The organism is Dyella halodurans (assembly GCF_026283925.1).
Lineage (GTDB): Bacteria > Pseudomonadota > Gammaproteobacteria > Xanthomonadales > Rhodanobacteraceae > Dyella > Dyella halodurans.
This window is the reverse complement of record NZ_JAPDPF010000003.1, coordinates 469,640-483,601: the sequence shown is the minus strand read 5'-3', so window position 1 is coordinate 483,601 and position 13,962 is coordinate 469,640. Positions and strand designations below refer to the sequence as shown.

Sequence of the window (13,962 nt, the reverse complement as noted above, 5' to 3'; positions counted from 1 at the left end):
GTGGGTATAACCACCTCCGTCCCTCGTGGGTCAGGGCTACTCGTTGACGGCATGGGCGCTCTCGGCAGGGTAGGGCTCCTGCAGGGCGGTGGTGCCGGTCTCCAGGAGGGACTTGAGGTTGGAGATGACCTTGGGCCAGCCGCCGGATACGGCCTCGATCAGCTTCGAGGGCGAGCGTTCGATGGTGTGGGTGATGGAGAGCTTGACCGCTGGTCCACTGGCTTCCATTTCCATCGTGCATAGCGAGTCGCCTTCGGCCTTCAGTTCGGGCTTGTTCTGGTGCTGCCAGCGAATGACCAGGCGCCGTGGCGGGTCGGACTCGACGATGGCGCCTGCGTCGAAGATCTGACCTTCGCTCGACACCAGACTCCATGGCGACCCTGCCGTCCATTCGCTTTCGCCGTGCATGCCGAACCAGTACTGCTTCATGAACTCCGCATCGGTCAGGGCCGTCCACAGCTTCTCCGGCGTGGTGCGGATGTAGGTTACGTAGACAAACGTTGATCTAGTCATCGGTTTGCTCCAGGCGTCGTTTCAATTTGGAAAGTGCCTTGAGGCGCGGCTTTTCAAACTTGGCAATCCAGCGCTCGTAGATCGCTTGTAGTGGTACCGGATTGAGGTAGTGCAGCTTTTCGCGACCGCTGCGAACGGTGGCGACCAGGTGCGCCGCTTCCAACAAGTCCAGGTGCTGCGTCACGCCTTGCCGCGACATGTCCAGGTGTTCGCACAAGTCGTTGAGGGTGCGGCCGTCTTCGGCGTGCAGCAGATCCAGCAGCTTGCGCCGACTGGGATCGGCGAGAGCCTTGAACAGTAAGTCGGTGTCGTCGATGGGCTCGGCCATTCATGCCTACATGCAAGTAATAACTTGCCTAAATATTAGGCAAGTTATTACTTGCATGTCAAGCGGAAAGATGGCAGGGACGATTTCCGCTTTGGGGTCAGGTTTAGGGGCGTTCTGCCGGCCGTTCATCGCCGATTGGTCGGTTCGGTGCCACCCCAAATTCACGCTGCCAACCCGGGTGTGGGGGCATCGTTATTCGCCAGGACACCTCCACGGCAAGAGGAGTGAAGCGCATGGCATCGGAGAGAGCGAACGTTCAAGTGACCGTTTCCAAAAATGGTCCGTATCTGGTCGTTGGCGACATTCCGCTCGCGAAACAAACCGTCGTCCCCGATGCCGAAGGGGGCTCGGAGGCCTGGAAGGAAGGTCAGCCGATCGACCACACGCCGAGCTATGCGTTGTGCCGTTGCGGTGCATCGCAGACGAAGCCGTTCTGCGATGGCTCGCACAAGAGAGTTGGCTTTGATGGGACCGAGACCGCCGACCGGCGGCCGTACCTCGACCAAGCGCAGCTCATTAACGGACAAGTGGATGAGCTTACCGATGCGGAAAGCCTCTGCGCGTTCGCCCGCTTTTGCGACCCCCACGGAAAGGTCTGGAACCAGGTGGCCGAAACTGAGAACGCACACGTGCGCGCCCATTTCATTCGCCAGGTGAATGCGTGCCCGTCAGGGCGTCTGGTGGCTTGGGACAGGGCAACAGGGCGGCCGGTCGAAACAGCCTTGCCCGTTTCCATCGGCCTGATCGAGGACCCGGTGGAGGCGTGCGCCGGCCCGCTATGGCTGCGCGGAGGCATTCCCGTCATCGCCGCCGACGGATTCCACTACGAGGTGCGTAATCGCGTCACGCTTTGCCGATGCGGGCAGTCGAAGAACAAACCCTTCTGCGACGGGTCACACGCCGCTATTCACTTCAGGGACGATTGAGCGAGCTCACGCCCACTAAAGAGGGGAAGAGGCAGTTAGCGGGCCCGCTGGCTCCGCGCTATGGCGCCTCCGTGGATAACTGACGCCCATAGCAGCTAAGACCCACAGCTAAGCCAGCTCCCTCGCCGCGCAAAACGTAGCGCTACTCGAGCCACGGGCGGGACTTCTCCGGACAGACGCAGCGTCCGCTGCGTGCGATGGTCCGCGAGTTGGCGGCTGCGGAGTATCGAATTTGTCCGCCGGCACATTGCTTCATCGCAAGTGAAGTTGCGCGGACCGAGAGGGAGGCGACCCAGGCGACGCGCCGACCACAACCAACTTGTTAGGAGTCGATCATGGCTACGGCCGATCATACGGCAGCCGCAGGCCCTTCCGCGCCCAACGGCATCGTCCGCCCCACCAATCCACTTGGCCGCCCACTCTGGACGCTGTCGCTCGCCGAGGACGCTGACAAGTTCCGCACCGCCCGTATCGCTCGGTTGTGTATGGGTATCCAGGCTGTGACGCGCCTCTTGTGCAATAGCGACACCCGCTCCGTGATCCAGTCGAAATGCGATGAAATGGAACCCGACAACTGGCCTTTGGATAGTGAAGACACCGAGAGCGTGCGCGCCGCGCTCTACTTCCTCAGCGAACAGGCGGAACTTGCCTGCAAGTTGTCGCTCGACGAACTGGGCCGCGACTAGTGCTGGATGCTCACGAGATAGCAGAGCCAGGGCCGAGGCCAATGGGGGCAGGCAGCCTTATCGAACTACTTGCATAAATTATATAAGTAGTTATATGGTATCCAGCGTAAGAGATAGCATGTGAAACCGCTAACTTTTGTTGGCACCGCACTTGCCGACCTAAGGGAATTCCCGGAAGACGCCCGCCGAGAAGCCGGCTATCAGCTAGACCGAATTGAACATGGGCTCGCCCCTTATGACTGGAAGCCGATGCCTGCAGTGGGCGCTGGCGTCCGTGAGATCCGTATCCGGGACAAAGCCGGTGCCTATCGTGTCTTCTATGTGACCGACATCGGAGACGAAATTTTCGTCCTGCATGCCTTCACAAAAAGGACGCAGAAAACAGCGCTTTCTGATATCAACATTGGCAAGGCGCGCTACAAGACAATCACCAACCTGTGATCGTCATCCCGCCGAAAAGCGGCACGGAACCATTTAGACCGACACGAGATGGGAAAGACCTCAATGACCCGCGATGACACGACATTGACCCGCTCCAGCGGAAACGTGTTCGTTGACCTTGGATTTGCGGAGCCAGAAGCCAGAGTTCACAAGATGCGATCCGAACTCATGATCGCTATCGAGAAAATGATTGCCGACCAGCATCTCTCGCAGACGGAGGCGGCCCAAGTGCTGAAAGTGAGCCAGAGCCGCGTCTCGGACCTTCGCCGTGGCAAGGTGGAAAAATTCAGCCTGGACATGCTCGTGACCTTTGCGGCCCGCATGGGCCGAAAGGTGCAGATCAAAGTTGCCTAAGTGCGTCGACTCGTGTGGCCTTGGATCTAGTCCAAACCTCTTCAGTTCTTGGCTTGACCGTGCGATGCACCCGTTGCCGCACGACTGGTCGTGCAGGGATAGGTTTCGGCAAGCGCCTGGATGGCCACCGAGTCGGTGATCTCGTCCGACACATCGGGATGCGCCTTGGCGTAGATCTGCACGGCATCGGCCAGCTGACCAATCGTGGTGGTGGCGGACGGGCAGAACTGTTTGCCGTTGTGGTCATGCACCACATTGAGAAACCACGTGGCCACGGCAATGGACGCGGGCTGATCGGCGTGGGCATTGCTGGCGGACAGGGAGGCGGCAGCGGACAAGACCGCAGCGGAAAACAGCGCCATCTTCTTCATATCATTCCTTGCCGGTGTCAGTTTTTGAGCACTATATGTCCTGCGCGTCGCGTGCAAAAGCAGGCAAGAACCTGCGTTCCGACAGGCATCGTAACGATCGCGATATCACCCGCTGCCCATCGAATCGTGGGTTGAATGCTGCGGGGGATAAGACGCCTGGCGTCGGAGGCGGGGTCTGGCTTGACCCCGCTTCGCGCACGTTAGAGCGAAGGGCGCTACCGTCGATCGGTAGCGCCAGCACGTGCCTCACGGTGTATCAGGCGAAGGCGCCGATCAGATGGCGGCCGCCATGGCGACGCTGGACTCGATGTTGTCACCACACACATCGCGCCACAGGTGATACATCACACCGAACGTCACCGCGAACATGGTCAGCACCATGGCGATATAGATCGGAATGATCAGCACGATCATCAGCCATGGGCCGACGAGCTTGCTGAGCAGGGTCAGTAGAAGCACCGCGAGTCCGATAGCGATGGCCACGGCAATCCAGGCAAGGACCAGGCTCAATGCAAACACGAGCAAGGGCAGCACGTTCTTCAGCGCGCCGACGATGCCATCGCCGATGGCGCCAAACACGCCGCGACGGCCCAGCGCGACCTGGCCAAGGCTGATTGCATAGAAACCCATCATGAAAAGGATGAGCACCGTGAAGAGTGCCATGGCGATGCCGAAGCCCTGGGGCCATCCCGGAGGCGGCTGGTGGGCCGCCTGTGCCGCCAGCACCTGGATGTACCAGCTGACGATGCCGCCGCCGGATACCGCGAGGATGAGGCCGAGCACGACGAGGTAGACCACGCCGATCGTCAGGCCGAAGCCAATCAGGCGCAAAGCTTCGCCTTCTCGATAGGGCTTGAAGATGTCGAGCGCGCGGGCCGGCAGGCCGCGTGCGGCGGCATCGACCACCTGCAGATAGCCCGCGTAGAGCGGCACGATCAGCAGGCCGATCAGCATGGAGAAGGCCATGATCAAGCCAACGGTCGTCGGGCTCTGTGGCGTGCCGGTGCTTATCGCGTGCATTTGCATGGGCATGGTGATCAGCGCCGGCAACAGGCAGGCCAGCAACAGAAAGGCTGCCCCGCCGAACAACGCCTTCGGATGGCGGAAGCTCACGCTGATGCCGTTTTTCAGCCAGCCAAAGCCGGCCGACGGTCCCTTGAATCGTGTCGTCATCCTGTACCCCCTGAAGATCGGCGCCCCCGCGCCGTGCTCGCCCAGCATAGCCGGTAGCGTCATTGCCACATAGACGGAAATAACGCGGTCGGGTTGCGTCATTTCTCGTCAACCGACTGGGGCCCTGACAGGGATCGCAAGCTGATCCCGCTTCCACTCTTCATAAAGGCGAGTTCAACTGGCAATGGTGCCGAGGCGACGCGCTCTAGCCGATGGACCACGTAAATAACGACCAAGACCCACACGAAAAGCAGCGCGCGTATCACGCAAAACGACGTGCTTATCGATGCGCGGGTCTTATCCTGACTCGCGTCGATCAAGTCGCCATGGCCGCGATGCGTACTATTGCTACAACCACTCTATCTAAGGGTGCGCTGATTAAGCGGCTTTTTGCTCGTCATGCCTGCGGCTCTCAACAGCCACAGGGCTGGTCAAGCAGGAGGCGCATTACAACAGCGAAGCTGGTCATCCAGCGACTTTGCACTCAGCGATTTAGAGGCGCTGGGTCCCAGCTTTCGCTGGGATGACGAGCGAAATCAGAACGTCTCTAAAGACAGATTGGCCAGATTATCAGGTGCCCTAGAAGCAGGCGCGCGCTGACGAGTTTGTTCGACACTAAGGAGTGTTCCCTATGCGTCGCTATCCTCTCTTGTTGTTGCTTCTTGCGAGCATGACTCTCCACGCAGCCACCTCATTACGCGTTGGCAGCAAAGTGCTCATCATCGGCGACAGTGCGGCACGCGTACTGCAGTTGATGGGTGAGCCGCAGGTACGCGCTTTCAAGCAGCTGCAGACCGGCGGCTTGCCCAGTAACCAGCTTGCAGTTGGCGAGGAATGGCAATACCTGCAGGAGGGCAAGACGATCATCATCACCGTGGCCGGTGGCAGAGTCGTCAACTTTGAAACGGTCCACGACTGATGATTTGCCCATAGTCTTGAAATCAGTCGTGCCTGGCGCGGAAAAGCATTGAGGCCACGGGCCGCCCGCGAGGGTGACAAGAAACGCAGGTTTATCCCGCCTTCTGACTGATATCGATTTAGTGATTGCGAATCATTCCTATTCAAAATCTTACGAATTCCTGTCTATTTGGACAGGCCGAATTCGTTCCTATGGACTAATGCAGGCTCTTGCGAATGCGCGTATGGTGATTTAACGCATATGTCCATATGCGTACTTGCGCAGGCGCTTATCGGCGCGACCGATATCAGCGTTCTACAGGGGGCGCGGTCACCTAACGAAACGAACAGGAGACCCGTGTTATGCATACTCGACTGCTGATTGCAGTGGCAGCCATGGCGTTTGCTACTTGCGCCATGGCTGCGCCGCCAACAACCCTCGTACTGCAACGAGGGGGCACGACGACACCCACGACATCAGCTCTAGGCGGCGCGCCGATCACGAGCCTGGAACTGGATCCGGCGATGGTCGGCGGGGATGCCGATTCAGGTGATGACTTCGGACCACAACCCATCGTCAATCGCAGCGTTGCCCACGGGCACGGCGGCGGACACGGGATGGGCAATGGCAAGCGCGCCAAATCGCACCCCGAACTCCTGGGTGGCTTCGACGGCCTGAATTTCCACGACCAGCGTTATGCCAATGGCGGCAATCAGTTCTCGGTGGAACCGCCCGATCAAGGGCTATGCACGGGCAATGGCTTCATCATGGAAAGCGTCAACGACGTCCTGGCGATCTATGACAACGCCGGCAACAAACTCGTCGGGCCGGTCGATCTCAATACGTTCTACGGCTACTCCGCGGCGATCAATCGCGGCACGGGTGCTTACGGACCGAGTATCACCGACCCGTCCTGCTACTACGATGCAGGTACGCAGCGCTGGTTCCAGATCGTGTTGACGCTCGATCGCATTGGGACGACGTCAGCCCTGGCCGGCACCAATCACCTGGACATCGCGGTCAGTCAGACCTCCAATCCCACCGGTGCCTGGAACATCTACCACTTGCCGGTGCAGAACAACGGCACGCAGGGCACACCGGATCACGGCTGTGCGGACGGCTTCTGTCTGGGCGACTACCCCCATATCGGCGCTGACGCCAATGCGATCTTCCTGACCACCAACGAGTTCTCGTTGTTCGGGCCCGGCTTCTACGGCGCGCAGATCTACGTCATTTCCAAGAAGGCCCTGGCATCGGGCGCCGCGTCACCGAATGTGGTGCTGTTCAACGGCGGCGATCCGAGCATCACGGCACCCGCGTTTGCCGTCATACCGGCCATCTCGTCCGGTGGGCAGTTTGCTGGTGCGCATGGTGGTACCGAATACCTGCTCAGCTCGGACGCCGTGTTCTACGACTCCGGTACCTCGAGCACCGTCTGGCTATGGTCGGTGTCGAACACGCAGGCCATCGACAGCGCGCCCACGGCCGTCACGCTGAATTACACGCCACTGACCGTGCAGCAATATGCCGTGCCGACCAGCTTGGCCCACCAGAAGCCTGGCAGCACGCCGTTGCTTGACTGCTTTGCCACGCCCAGCTGTGCAGCGCTACTCGGCTACCCGAGCATCGTCTATCCGGGGCCGCGCGACCTGGCAGTGAATGACTCGCGCATGGAGCAGGTGAGCTTCGCCAACGGCAAGGTCTGGGGAACCCTGGATACCGACGTCTTGCTGAGCGACGGCAGCCATGGCTCGGGCATCAACTACTTCGTTATCAATCCGAACTCCGGCGGCCTGTTTGTCAACGGCACGCTGGCGCTGCCGGATGCGAACCTCACCTATGGTGCGGCGGCCGTCACCCAAAGCGGGCGCGGCGTCATCGCGTTCACGGTAGTTGGCGTCAACGACTATCCAAGCGCAGGCTACGCCAGCTTCGATGCGAAGATCGGCGCCGGCGACGTCAATATCGCCATGACGGGCGCCGGTCCCTGGGACGGCTTTACCGGCATTCCCTACCTGGGTGGCGGTCGGCCGCGCTGGGGCGACTATGGTGCGGCGTCCGCAGACGGCAACACGATCTGGATCGCCTCCGAGTACATCGCGCAGACCTGCACCCTGGCCCAATACCTGACCGCACCGTTGTTCCAGTGCGGTGGGACACGCGGTGCCCTGGGTAATTGGGCGACACGCATCTCGACGATTCAACTCTGAAACCTCGGCAACACGTCAGGCCACAGGCGCGGTGGGCACTACCCACCGCGCCTGTTTTATTTTTGAAGCAAGAGCATGGCGTCGGGGTTCGGAGCGCGGGGAGAAGCTGGGGGCGCCTGCAACGTGAAGTGAACCGGGGCTGCCTGCCTCCGAGGCTGAGCGGCCATGTGGCGTGGTGAGGTAGAGTCGGACGGACGCTGCTGCAGGCCGATCAGGTCAGTGCAGCACACTCGATGCATGGATAGAGCGCGTTTCCTTTCGAAGCGCAGGGGGCGAGAACGACATGAACCTGGTGCACGGCATCGCGCTCGTGATCTTCCTTGTATGGCTGACGATGGATGCCATCGTCGTCTTTCGCCTCAAGACGGGCCAGGCGGAGAATCGAGATCAGTTTTCATTGAAGCTGCTGATGATCGGCGGACCCATCATCTACGCGACAAGCATCGGCTTGTCTTACGGGAGCAGGGGAGCCTTGCATTCCGTTGCGCTGCAGGTCGTGGGATTAGTCATCCTGGGGGCGGGTATCGCCGTGCGATCGCTTGCGATCGTCCAGTTGGGCCGCTTCCACACACCGAACGTGGCGATCCGGAGTGATCATCAACTCAAGCAGGAAGGGTTGTACGCCCATGTGCGCCATCCGAGCTATTTAGGCGCCTTGATTGCATTCCTTGGTTTCACCCTGGCCTTGGGGAACTGGCTAAGCGTGATCGTGATGATGAGCTTGACCACCTGCCTCTACCTTTATCGAATCCAGGAGGAAGAGGCAGCGCTCGCAGCCGCCTTTGGCGACGCATTCCATCAATACGCTTCACGCACCAAGCGCCTGCTTCCCTGGGTCTATTGAACGCATGGCCTGGGCGCGACGAAGTCGCAACCCATGGCGGAATCCACGCTCGAAAGTGTGCTGCTCTTAGTTGACAGGCATGGGCCACATATAGGCGCAGCTCCTATCGTTCGGCGCGTGAGCGAGGATGCGGTCGTAAAGCGCAGTCTGGGCGTCGATGACGCGGCCCTCATCCTCGGCGAGCAGAAGATGATCTGCGACCGCCTTGCCTGCGGCTGCACTCGTCCTTTTGATGAAATCCGCGCGCGTTCCATAACGCACCTCGAGCGACGGGCGCGAATCGCCAGTGGCTTTGCGTTCGGCCTCGGTGCGCGCAAACGGCAGGAACGAACCCTCAAAGCGGTCGAGCGCCCAAGGGAAGCCGGTCGATGCGTCGCGAGGATTCCAGCCGGTATACGTACCAAGCGGAACGGCAACTTCGACCGGCCGCACGCCGGCAGCGTCCGTGCCGTCAGCGTCGGGTGCGGGAACCAGGGCGGCATAGGGCGTGCCGGCCGTCGGGCGCACATGGTCGACAACACCTTGAGCAGAAAAACGCGGGCCAAAATCGAGGCGCCGGGGAGTGGACGCCAAATCTGGTGGCGTCAATTCCGTGCCCGTGGGAAATAGTTTTGCATAGCGCCCGGTCGTCACGAGGGTGCCGTTGGCGAGACTGGGGTAAGCATTGGCGGGTGGTGGCGTGTCGTCATGCACCCATCGATCCAGGTCTAGCAACAGCGCGCGCAGTGCCGGAGCGTCATCAATGGGACTGGAACAATGAACCGCGTTTCCTCGCGTCGCATCCGGCGTCAACACGTGTTGCATGCCCGCCAGTAGATAGAGGCGCGTGTAGGAACTCACCGTGACATCGGCGCGCCCATCGGGCGTGGTTTGCAATAGCGACGCGGAGCGTCCCCAGAACTCGGTGGATTTATTCACGAAGAAGAGCTTGGGCGTCCGGCCCTCCTTGTCGCCCGCCCGCGAGAGCAGTGAACCGGATTCGCCCGTCGTATCGTCATGCTCTTCGGTGGTGGTAAACGGGAACAAGTCAGTCGGGTAGCCGCGGTCAGCTACCAAGCTGGCGGCGCGCGTCGGAAAGGCAAACCGGTGATTGAAGCTGCCACGGCCACTGCCGCCCACGAGCGACAGGGCGCCGTCAAAGACAAGCCCGCCTTGCTCATCCACATTGAATCCGTCGTAGAGCATGTGCTGGATAAGCCGGCCGGTTTGGCTGGCGCCATACAGAAGCACATGCCTTGGCGCCGGGATACCTTCGAGCGGATGCGTGCGAAACCAGGACAGCAGGTCGCGAATGCCGGCCAGCCCGGCACCAACCACGTACGGGTCGCGCGCCACGTAGGTAAGCTCATAGATCTGCCCGGGCTTGAATCCGCCCTCCATCCGGATCGTGCTTGGTGCTTGATCGCCGGTGGCAGGCACAAACGTCCAACGCTTACGCGCGATCACGACACGCGGGTCATCCGGGCGCGTTCTTACCGTCAGAACGGCGGCGGGATCATTGGCCACGGCGGAAGGATAAGCACGTCCATTGATACCCACGAATGAGGCGACGTCGCCAGGTTTGTCGACAGTAAATTCGTTCGCAATCTCTCCGGTGATCGGGCGGCCGTTATCCGACGCTACCGGCGGCTTGAACACCAGCGCCTGATCATCACCATCCTCCGGCGTGACATCCCACTGCCAGGCAGAGGTAAGCACAGAGAATCCATGGCGCTGCAAGAAGCCGGTATCGACAACAGGTGGCTTCTTGGCGGGCTCGATCACGTAATTGAGCCAGCCGGTGACGCCGCCACCTCGATTGACGACGTCGTAGAGCAACGTGGAGTCGATGGCATGGACGGGCCTGACCAGCACGAAATCCGTCGAAAATTCGACCATTCCACGGCTGTCTCGTGGTGCCAGCTTCAGGTCGACGATGCGAAGGTTCGCCTTGTTCTTGGGATCCAGCGTGAACCATGCACGCCCGCGAATGACTTCATAGGCGCCGGTACCGGGAAAGACCCGGCCATCCTGATAGGGCTTCCGGTCGATGACCTCGATGTGGTCGACCGCCGCCATAGCGCGCGGCGCAGCAAGGAGCGGGAGTATTGCCAACAACGTCCATGGTGCATGCGACCAGCGAAGTGCGCGCCTTTTCCGACTCACGAAGATTCCCTGTTTGATTGGCCAGCCGGTCGCAAAGTATCCGCATCCCGGACCAATACCTAGCCCCTGGTGGAGGCAAGTTGACAGCGGCCAAGGGCGCGGTCTCCCGGGGCGAGCCTGGTCGTGGCGATCATCGTGATGTCAGCTCTCGACCGGGAACCGACAAAATCAACGGTTGGCCGAAAGCCCCCCCGTCGCTGTGTTGCGCAGGGCCTGGCATCGAGGGTACGTTACTTCGCACCCCACCCTTAGACAATCAAAGGCAGCGCCATGGCTCTTCGGAAGCTAGTGACGTTCTGTACGTTTTGTCTTTTCACCGGGCTCGCGGTCTCATCCGCGCTCGCCCAAACCGCCCCGGATCAGGCCCTTCCGACCATCCCCATCGACGCCAAGCCGTCGTCCAAGGCGATTGCGTTTCACGACCCGACCGCCGATCAATCGGCTGGCGAGTCCGGTGCCTTCAATACCCCGTCCAGTGATGGCAAGCCCGGCGAGTATTTCTTCCATCTCGGTGTCCAGGCGGCCACCAAGCAAGACTTTGTGCATGCCATGGCGATGTACAAGGTCGCCGCGACCTGGGGGTATAAACCCGCACAGTACAACCTCGGCGTGATGTACCTCAGTGGCCAGGGTACGGCCGTGGATCTGCCGCAAGCCATGGCCTGGATGGCGCTGGCAGCCGAACGCGATGAAGCGCAATACGTGCGGGCCCGCCAGTTGGTTTATGCCAACTTGACCCCGGAACAATTCGCCAAGGCGAATGAGATCTGGCGGCAGTTGTTGCCCACCTATGGCGATGCCGTCGCCCTTCCCCGCGCCAAGGCACGCTGGCATGAGGCGCTGAGCAGTGCCACGGGTTCGCGCGTGGGCTCTTCGGCAGCCCACGTCCAAGTCGGCGGCGTGGCAGGCTCGGCCAATCACATGAACTCGCCGAACTACGACGTGCATGACGGTGGCCACATCAGCACCAACCCCGCCGAGGTCGCGGGCGTTCGTCAGACCGATGGCGCCGTAGCCTTTCAGCAGCTGCGTTCCACCGACAATCCCTACGATCCGAAACTCACCGCGAGCTCGGGCACGGTCAATGTCGGTGAGCTCGCTCCGGTCAAGCAGAAGGACGGCGAAGCCACCAAGGACGTCGGCACGCCGACGGATCCGGCCAACCAAGGGCACCCTTGAACAGCGTGGTGGTCGTTGTTCCCTGATCACCCTCGAAGCACCGGAAGCGACTTCGAGGGTGACGGGCATGGCTGGTCATGCGGCGCAAGGCAGCGATGCCGATCAACAGCGCCTTGAGCGCATAGGGGCGACGTTGCCGTCTTGTCGATTCGACTTGTCTGGCCCTGACGTCTGGATGAGCCCGAAGGCCTCACGCGGTCGGTACGCATGTTTGCGTCTCGCCCCATCGCGCCGCTGTAGTGGTGCAAGCTAACTAAGGAGAGGTCATGCACAATCGCTCGTTGATGGGTACTTTCCTGGGTGCATTGCTGTTGGCTGGCTGCGCCAGTTCGCCCGCAACAGGAGATGCCGCCGCGCAGTTGTTTGGCGCGAACGATACGCCGCAGTTCCATGCCTACCTGGCGTGCACGAGCAACACGGTCGATTGCGCCATCGTTGAGCGCGCCTTTGATCGCTGGGCGGACGCTCGCCACGTCAAGCTGGATACCGTCATGCCTGACAATCAAGCCTTCAGCGCCGGACAGCCATCGCCCGCGGCGGAGCGGTCGGTACCTTATCGACTTACCATGCGCTATGTGCCGGACCTATCCGCGCCCGCGAACCCTTTGGGCGGCGGAAGCATGGCTTTGATGATCAGTTATGCCGCGTCCGTCCAGGTGTTCGACGCGGAGACCGGCCGTTTGTTGAAGACGATGTCGTTCAAGGACAAAACGGTCATCGACCAGAACGGCGGCGAGGCAAATCCTTATATCAACGCCCAGGTGAAAGCATTCCTGAAGCATGTGGATCCAACCTATCTAAAGCTGTCGGCGTCCTGATCCAGATGTCATGCGGGAGGGGATAAGTCAGGCTCGTTTCTGCCTCAGGGCGGACATTGAGTCGTTAAAGCCGGGATGTGGGGAAGGTATCCTCCCAACGCCGACTTCGCCGCCGGAAAGGCGTCATGCAGCCTTGTTGATGGCAATGATCCATAAGGGGGACGTTCATGCGGTCACTAATGCGAATGATGGCAATGCTGGCGGCAGTGACTCTGCAAGGATGCGTCGGAACGCCAACCGTGCTGGACAAGGCTCAACAGCAATCGCTCGACTCCATGCAGTTGTTCAACAAAGACGCCAGCCCGAGATTCACTGCGTACGTGGCCTGCACCAGCGAGGACGAGAGCTGCGCCACGGTGCACAAGATATTCTCTGAGTGGGCCGATCAGCGGCAGGTTACGCTTCACCTGATTAATGCCGATGACCCCATGTTCAAAGGCACCGCCGCGTCGGCGACCAAGGCGATGAATAAGCCCTACCGGCTTGCCATCAAGATCAACCCGCTGCTCGTACCCAGCTTTTTCCAATTCCGAGGCGGTCAATATCCCGTAGGTGGCTACTATCCACCCAGGGTCGGATACAAGGCGACGGTATACGTGGTGGACGCGACGTCGGGCGCCATCCTTCAGGAGTTGCCCGTCCATCACGAAATAACGGCCAACCCCAAGGACACCGCCAACGGCTACGTGCAGCGCGTGGTGGACACGCTACTCGTTTCGCTTGATCCAACGTATCGTCCGTCAGACAAATAAGCGGCAACACGGCCTTCTACAAGCCGTCGAAGCGGTAGGGTTTTCGCGGCTGGGCTTGTCTGGATTCGCAACCAACAGTCTGCACTTCCGTTGCGGGTTGTAACCGGCCTCCGGCTCCCTCAAGCGAGGGTCTTTTGTTGACCGACTCGCTGGCTTTGACGCAAGTTCTTGCCGTCTTCGGGTGCGAAAGGCTTGGTACCTTCGTCCCGATGCCGCGCAAGTAAATGACTCCCTGTGATAAGTTTCGCGCGGCGGCATCACTTGGGGGAGTGAGTTTGCATTTGCCTGTTCTGATCGCCAATCGCTTCGCCCGTGGCAAGCAGG

General features: G+C 60.5%; 15 protein-coding genes. 10 read left to right on the top strand and 5 right to left on the bottom strand.

Going from position 1 to position 13,962, the window contains the following annotated elements:
• Positions 1-36: 36 nt before the first annotated feature.
• Together OUZ49_RS08885 and OUZ49_RS08880 are read right to left on the bottom strand one after the other, a co-directional pair.
• A complete protein-coding gene (locus OUZ49_RS08885) occupies positions 37-513 on the bottom strand; it encodes an SRPBCC family protein (RefSeq protein ID WP_266149990.1) in 477 nt (158 codons plus the stop codon).
• A complete protein-coding gene (locus OUZ49_RS08880) occupies positions 506-841 on the bottom strand; it encodes an ArsR/SmtB family transcription factor (protein WP_266149989.1) in 336 nt (111 codons plus the stop codon). The genes OUZ49_RS08885 and OUZ49_RS08880 overlap by 8 nt, the downstream gene beginning before the upstream one ends.
• A gap of 233 nt (positions 842-1,074) precedes the next feature.
• On the opposite strand from OUZ49_RS08880, the gene OUZ49_RS08875 reads away from it, so the two are divergent.
• The 4 genes from OUZ49_RS08875 to OUZ49_RS08860 all read left to right on the top strand — a co-directional run bounded on the left by OUZ49_RS08875 (position 1,075) and on the right by OUZ49_RS08860 (position 3,248).
• Positions 1,075-1,767, top strand: coding sequence for a CDGSH iron-sulfur domain-containing protein (locus OUZ49_RS08875; protein WP_266149988.1), 693 nt, complete (start codon positions 1,075-1,077; stop codon positions 1,765-1,767).
• A 335-nt stretch (positions 1,768-2,102) separates the two neighbouring features.
• A complete protein-coding gene (locus OUZ49_RS08870; protein ID WP_266149987.1) occupies positions 2,103-2,453 on the top strand; it encodes a hypothetical protein in 351 nt (116 codons plus the stop codon).
• A gap of 120 nt (positions 2,454-2,573) precedes the next feature.
• A complete protein-coding gene (locus OUZ49_RS08865; protein WP_266149986.1) occupies positions 2,574-2,894 on the top strand; it encodes a type II toxin-antitoxin system RelE/ParE family toxin in 321 nt (106 codons plus the stop codon).
• A gap of 63 nt (positions 2,895-2,957) precedes the next feature.
• Positions 2,958-3,248 (top strand): helix-turn-helix domain-containing protein, encoded by a 291-nt coding sequence (locus OUZ49_RS08860; protein WP_266149985.1) that lies wholly within the window; start codon positions 2,958-2,960, stop codon positions 3,246-3,248.
• 41 nt (positions 3,249-3,289) lie between these two features.
• Here the strand turns inward: OUZ49_RS08860 and OUZ49_RS08855 are convergent, their stop codons facing one another.
• Positions 3,290-3,619, bottom strand: a complete 330-nt coding sequence (locus OUZ49_RS08855) for a Rap1a/Tai family immunity protein (RefSeq protein WP_266149984.1) — start codon at positions 3,617-3,619, stop codon at positions 3,290-3,292.
• 273 nt (positions 3,620-3,892) lie between these two features.
• Positions 3,893-4,792, bottom strand: coding sequence for a hypothetical protein (locus OUZ49_RS08850; protein ID WP_266149983.1), 900 nt, complete (start codon positions 4,790-4,792; stop codon positions 3,893-3,895).
• A gap of 631 nt (positions 4,793-5,423) precedes the next feature.
• On the opposite strand from OUZ49_RS08850, the gene OUZ49_RS08845 reads away from it, so the two are divergent.
• From OUZ49_RS08845 to OUZ49_RS08835, 3 genes are all read left to right on the top strand, one after another.
• The gene (locus OUZ49_RS08845; RefSeq protein WP_266149982.1) at positions 5,424-5,711 is read left to right on the top strand and encodes a DUF2845 domain-containing protein; all 288 of its coding nucleotides are present in this window, start codon (positions 5,424-5,426) and stop codon (positions 5,709-5,711) included.
• A gap of 341 nt (positions 5,712-6,052) precedes the next feature.
• Positions 6,053-7,900 carry a hypothetical protein gene (locus tag OUZ49_RS08840; RefSeq protein ID WP_266149981.1) on the top strand — a complete coding sequence of 616 codons (1,848 nt, stop codon included), beginning with the start codon at positions 6,053-6,055 and terminating at the stop codon, positions 7,898-7,900.
• A gap of 283 nt (positions 7,901-8,183) precedes the next feature.
• The gene (locus OUZ49_RS08835; protein WP_266149980.1) at positions 8,184-8,744 is read left to right on the top strand and encodes a methyltransferase family protein; all 561 of its coding nucleotides are present in this window, start codon (positions 8,184-8,186) and stop codon (positions 8,742-8,744) included.
• Positions 8,745-8,810: 66 nt separating this feature from the next.
• On the opposite strand, the gene OUZ49_RS08830 is transcribed toward OUZ49_RS08835, so the two are convergent.
• Entirely contained in the window at positions 8,811-10,802 is a 1,992-nt protein-coding gene (locus OUZ49_RS08830) for an alpha/beta hydrolase domain-containing protein (protein ID WP_266149979.1), read from the bottom strand.
• A gap of 357 nt (positions 10,803-11,159) precedes the next feature.
• Here OUZ49_RS08830 and OUZ49_RS08825 point away from each other — a divergent pair, with 357 nt between their 5' ends.
• The 3 genes from OUZ49_RS08825 (at position 11,160) to OUZ49_RS08815 (ending at position 13,638) form a co-directional block, all read left to right on the top strand.
• A complete protein-coding gene (locus tag OUZ49_RS08825) occupies positions 11,160-12,068 on the top strand; it encodes a tetratricopeptide repeat protein (RefSeq protein WP_266149978.1) in 909 nt (302 codons plus the stop codon).
• A gap of 266 nt (positions 12,069-12,334) precedes the next feature.
• Complete coding sequence (locus OUZ49_RS08820) at positions 12,335-12,886, top strand: hypothetical protein (RefSeq protein WP_266149977.1); 552 nt, start codon at positions 12,335-12,337, stop codon at positions 12,884-12,886.
• A gap of 167 nt (positions 12,887-13,053) precedes the next feature.
• Positions 13,054-13,638 carry a hypothetical protein gene (locus OUZ49_RS08815; protein ID WP_266149976.1) on the top strand — a complete coding sequence of 195 codons (585 nt, stop codon included), beginning with the start codon at positions 13,054-13,056 and terminating at the stop codon, positions 13,636-13,638.
• Positions 13,639-13,962: the final 324 nt, after the last annotated feature.

Excerpts from the sequence above, each read along its gene's own strand:
- OUZ49_RS08815 (WP_266149976.1), top strand. The coding sequence starts at position 13,054 with ATGCGGTCACTAATGCGAATGATGGCAATGCTGGCGGCAGTGACTCTG.
- OUZ49_RS08885 (WP_266149990.1), bottom strand. The coding sequence starts at position 513 with ATGACTAGATCAACGTTTGTCTACGTAACCTACATCCGCACCACGCCG.
- OUZ49_RS08870 (WP_266149987.1), top strand. The coding sequence starts at position 2,103 with ATGGCTACGGCCGATCATACGGCAGCCGCAGGCCCTTCCGCGCCCAAC.
- OUZ49_RS08860 (WP_266149985.1), top strand. The coding sequence starts at position 2,958 with ATGACCCGCGATGACACGACATTGACCCGCTCCAGCGGAAACGTGTTC.
- OUZ49_RS08875 (WP_266149988.1), top strand. The coding sequence starts at position 1,075 with ATGGCATCGGAGAGAGCGAACGTTCAAGTGACCGTTTCCAAAAATGGT.
- OUZ49_RS08825 (WP_266149978.1), top strand. The coding sequence starts at position 11,160 with ATGGCTCTTCGGAAGCTAGTGACGTTCTGTACGTTTTGTCTTTTCACC.
- OUZ49_RS08845 (WP_266149982.1), top strand. The coding sequence starts at position 5,424 with ATGCGTCGCTATCCTCTCTTGTTGTTGCTTCTTGCGAGCATGACTCTC.
- OUZ49_RS08855 (WP_266149984.1), bottom strand. The coding sequence starts at position 3,619 with ATGAAGAAGATGGCGCTGTTTTCCGCTGCGGTCTTGTCCGCTGCCGCC.
- OUZ49_RS08880 (WP_266149989.1), bottom strand. The coding sequence starts at position 841 with ATGGCCGAGCCCATCGACGACACCGACTTACTGTTCAAGGCTCTCGCC.
- OUZ49_RS08840 (WP_266149981.1), top strand. The coding sequence starts at position 6,053 with ATGCATACTCGACTGCTGATTGCAGTGGCAGCCATGGCGTTTGCTACT.
- OUZ49_RS08835 (WP_266149980.1), top strand. The coding sequence starts at position 8,184 with ATGAACCTGGTGCACGGCATCGCGCTCGTGATCTTCCTTGTATGGCTG.
- OUZ49_RS08820 (WP_266149977.1), top strand. The coding sequence starts at position 12,335 with ATGCACAATCGCTCGTTGATGGGTACTTTCCTGGGTGCATTGCTGTTG.
- OUZ49_RS08850 (WP_266149983.1), bottom strand. The coding sequence starts at position 4,792 with ATGACGACACGATTCAAGGGACCGTCGGCCGGCTTTGGCTGGCTGAAA.
- OUZ49_RS08830 (WP_266149979.1), bottom strand. The coding sequence starts at position 10,802 with ATGGCGGCGGTCGACCACATCGAGGTCATCGACCGGAAGCCCTATCAG.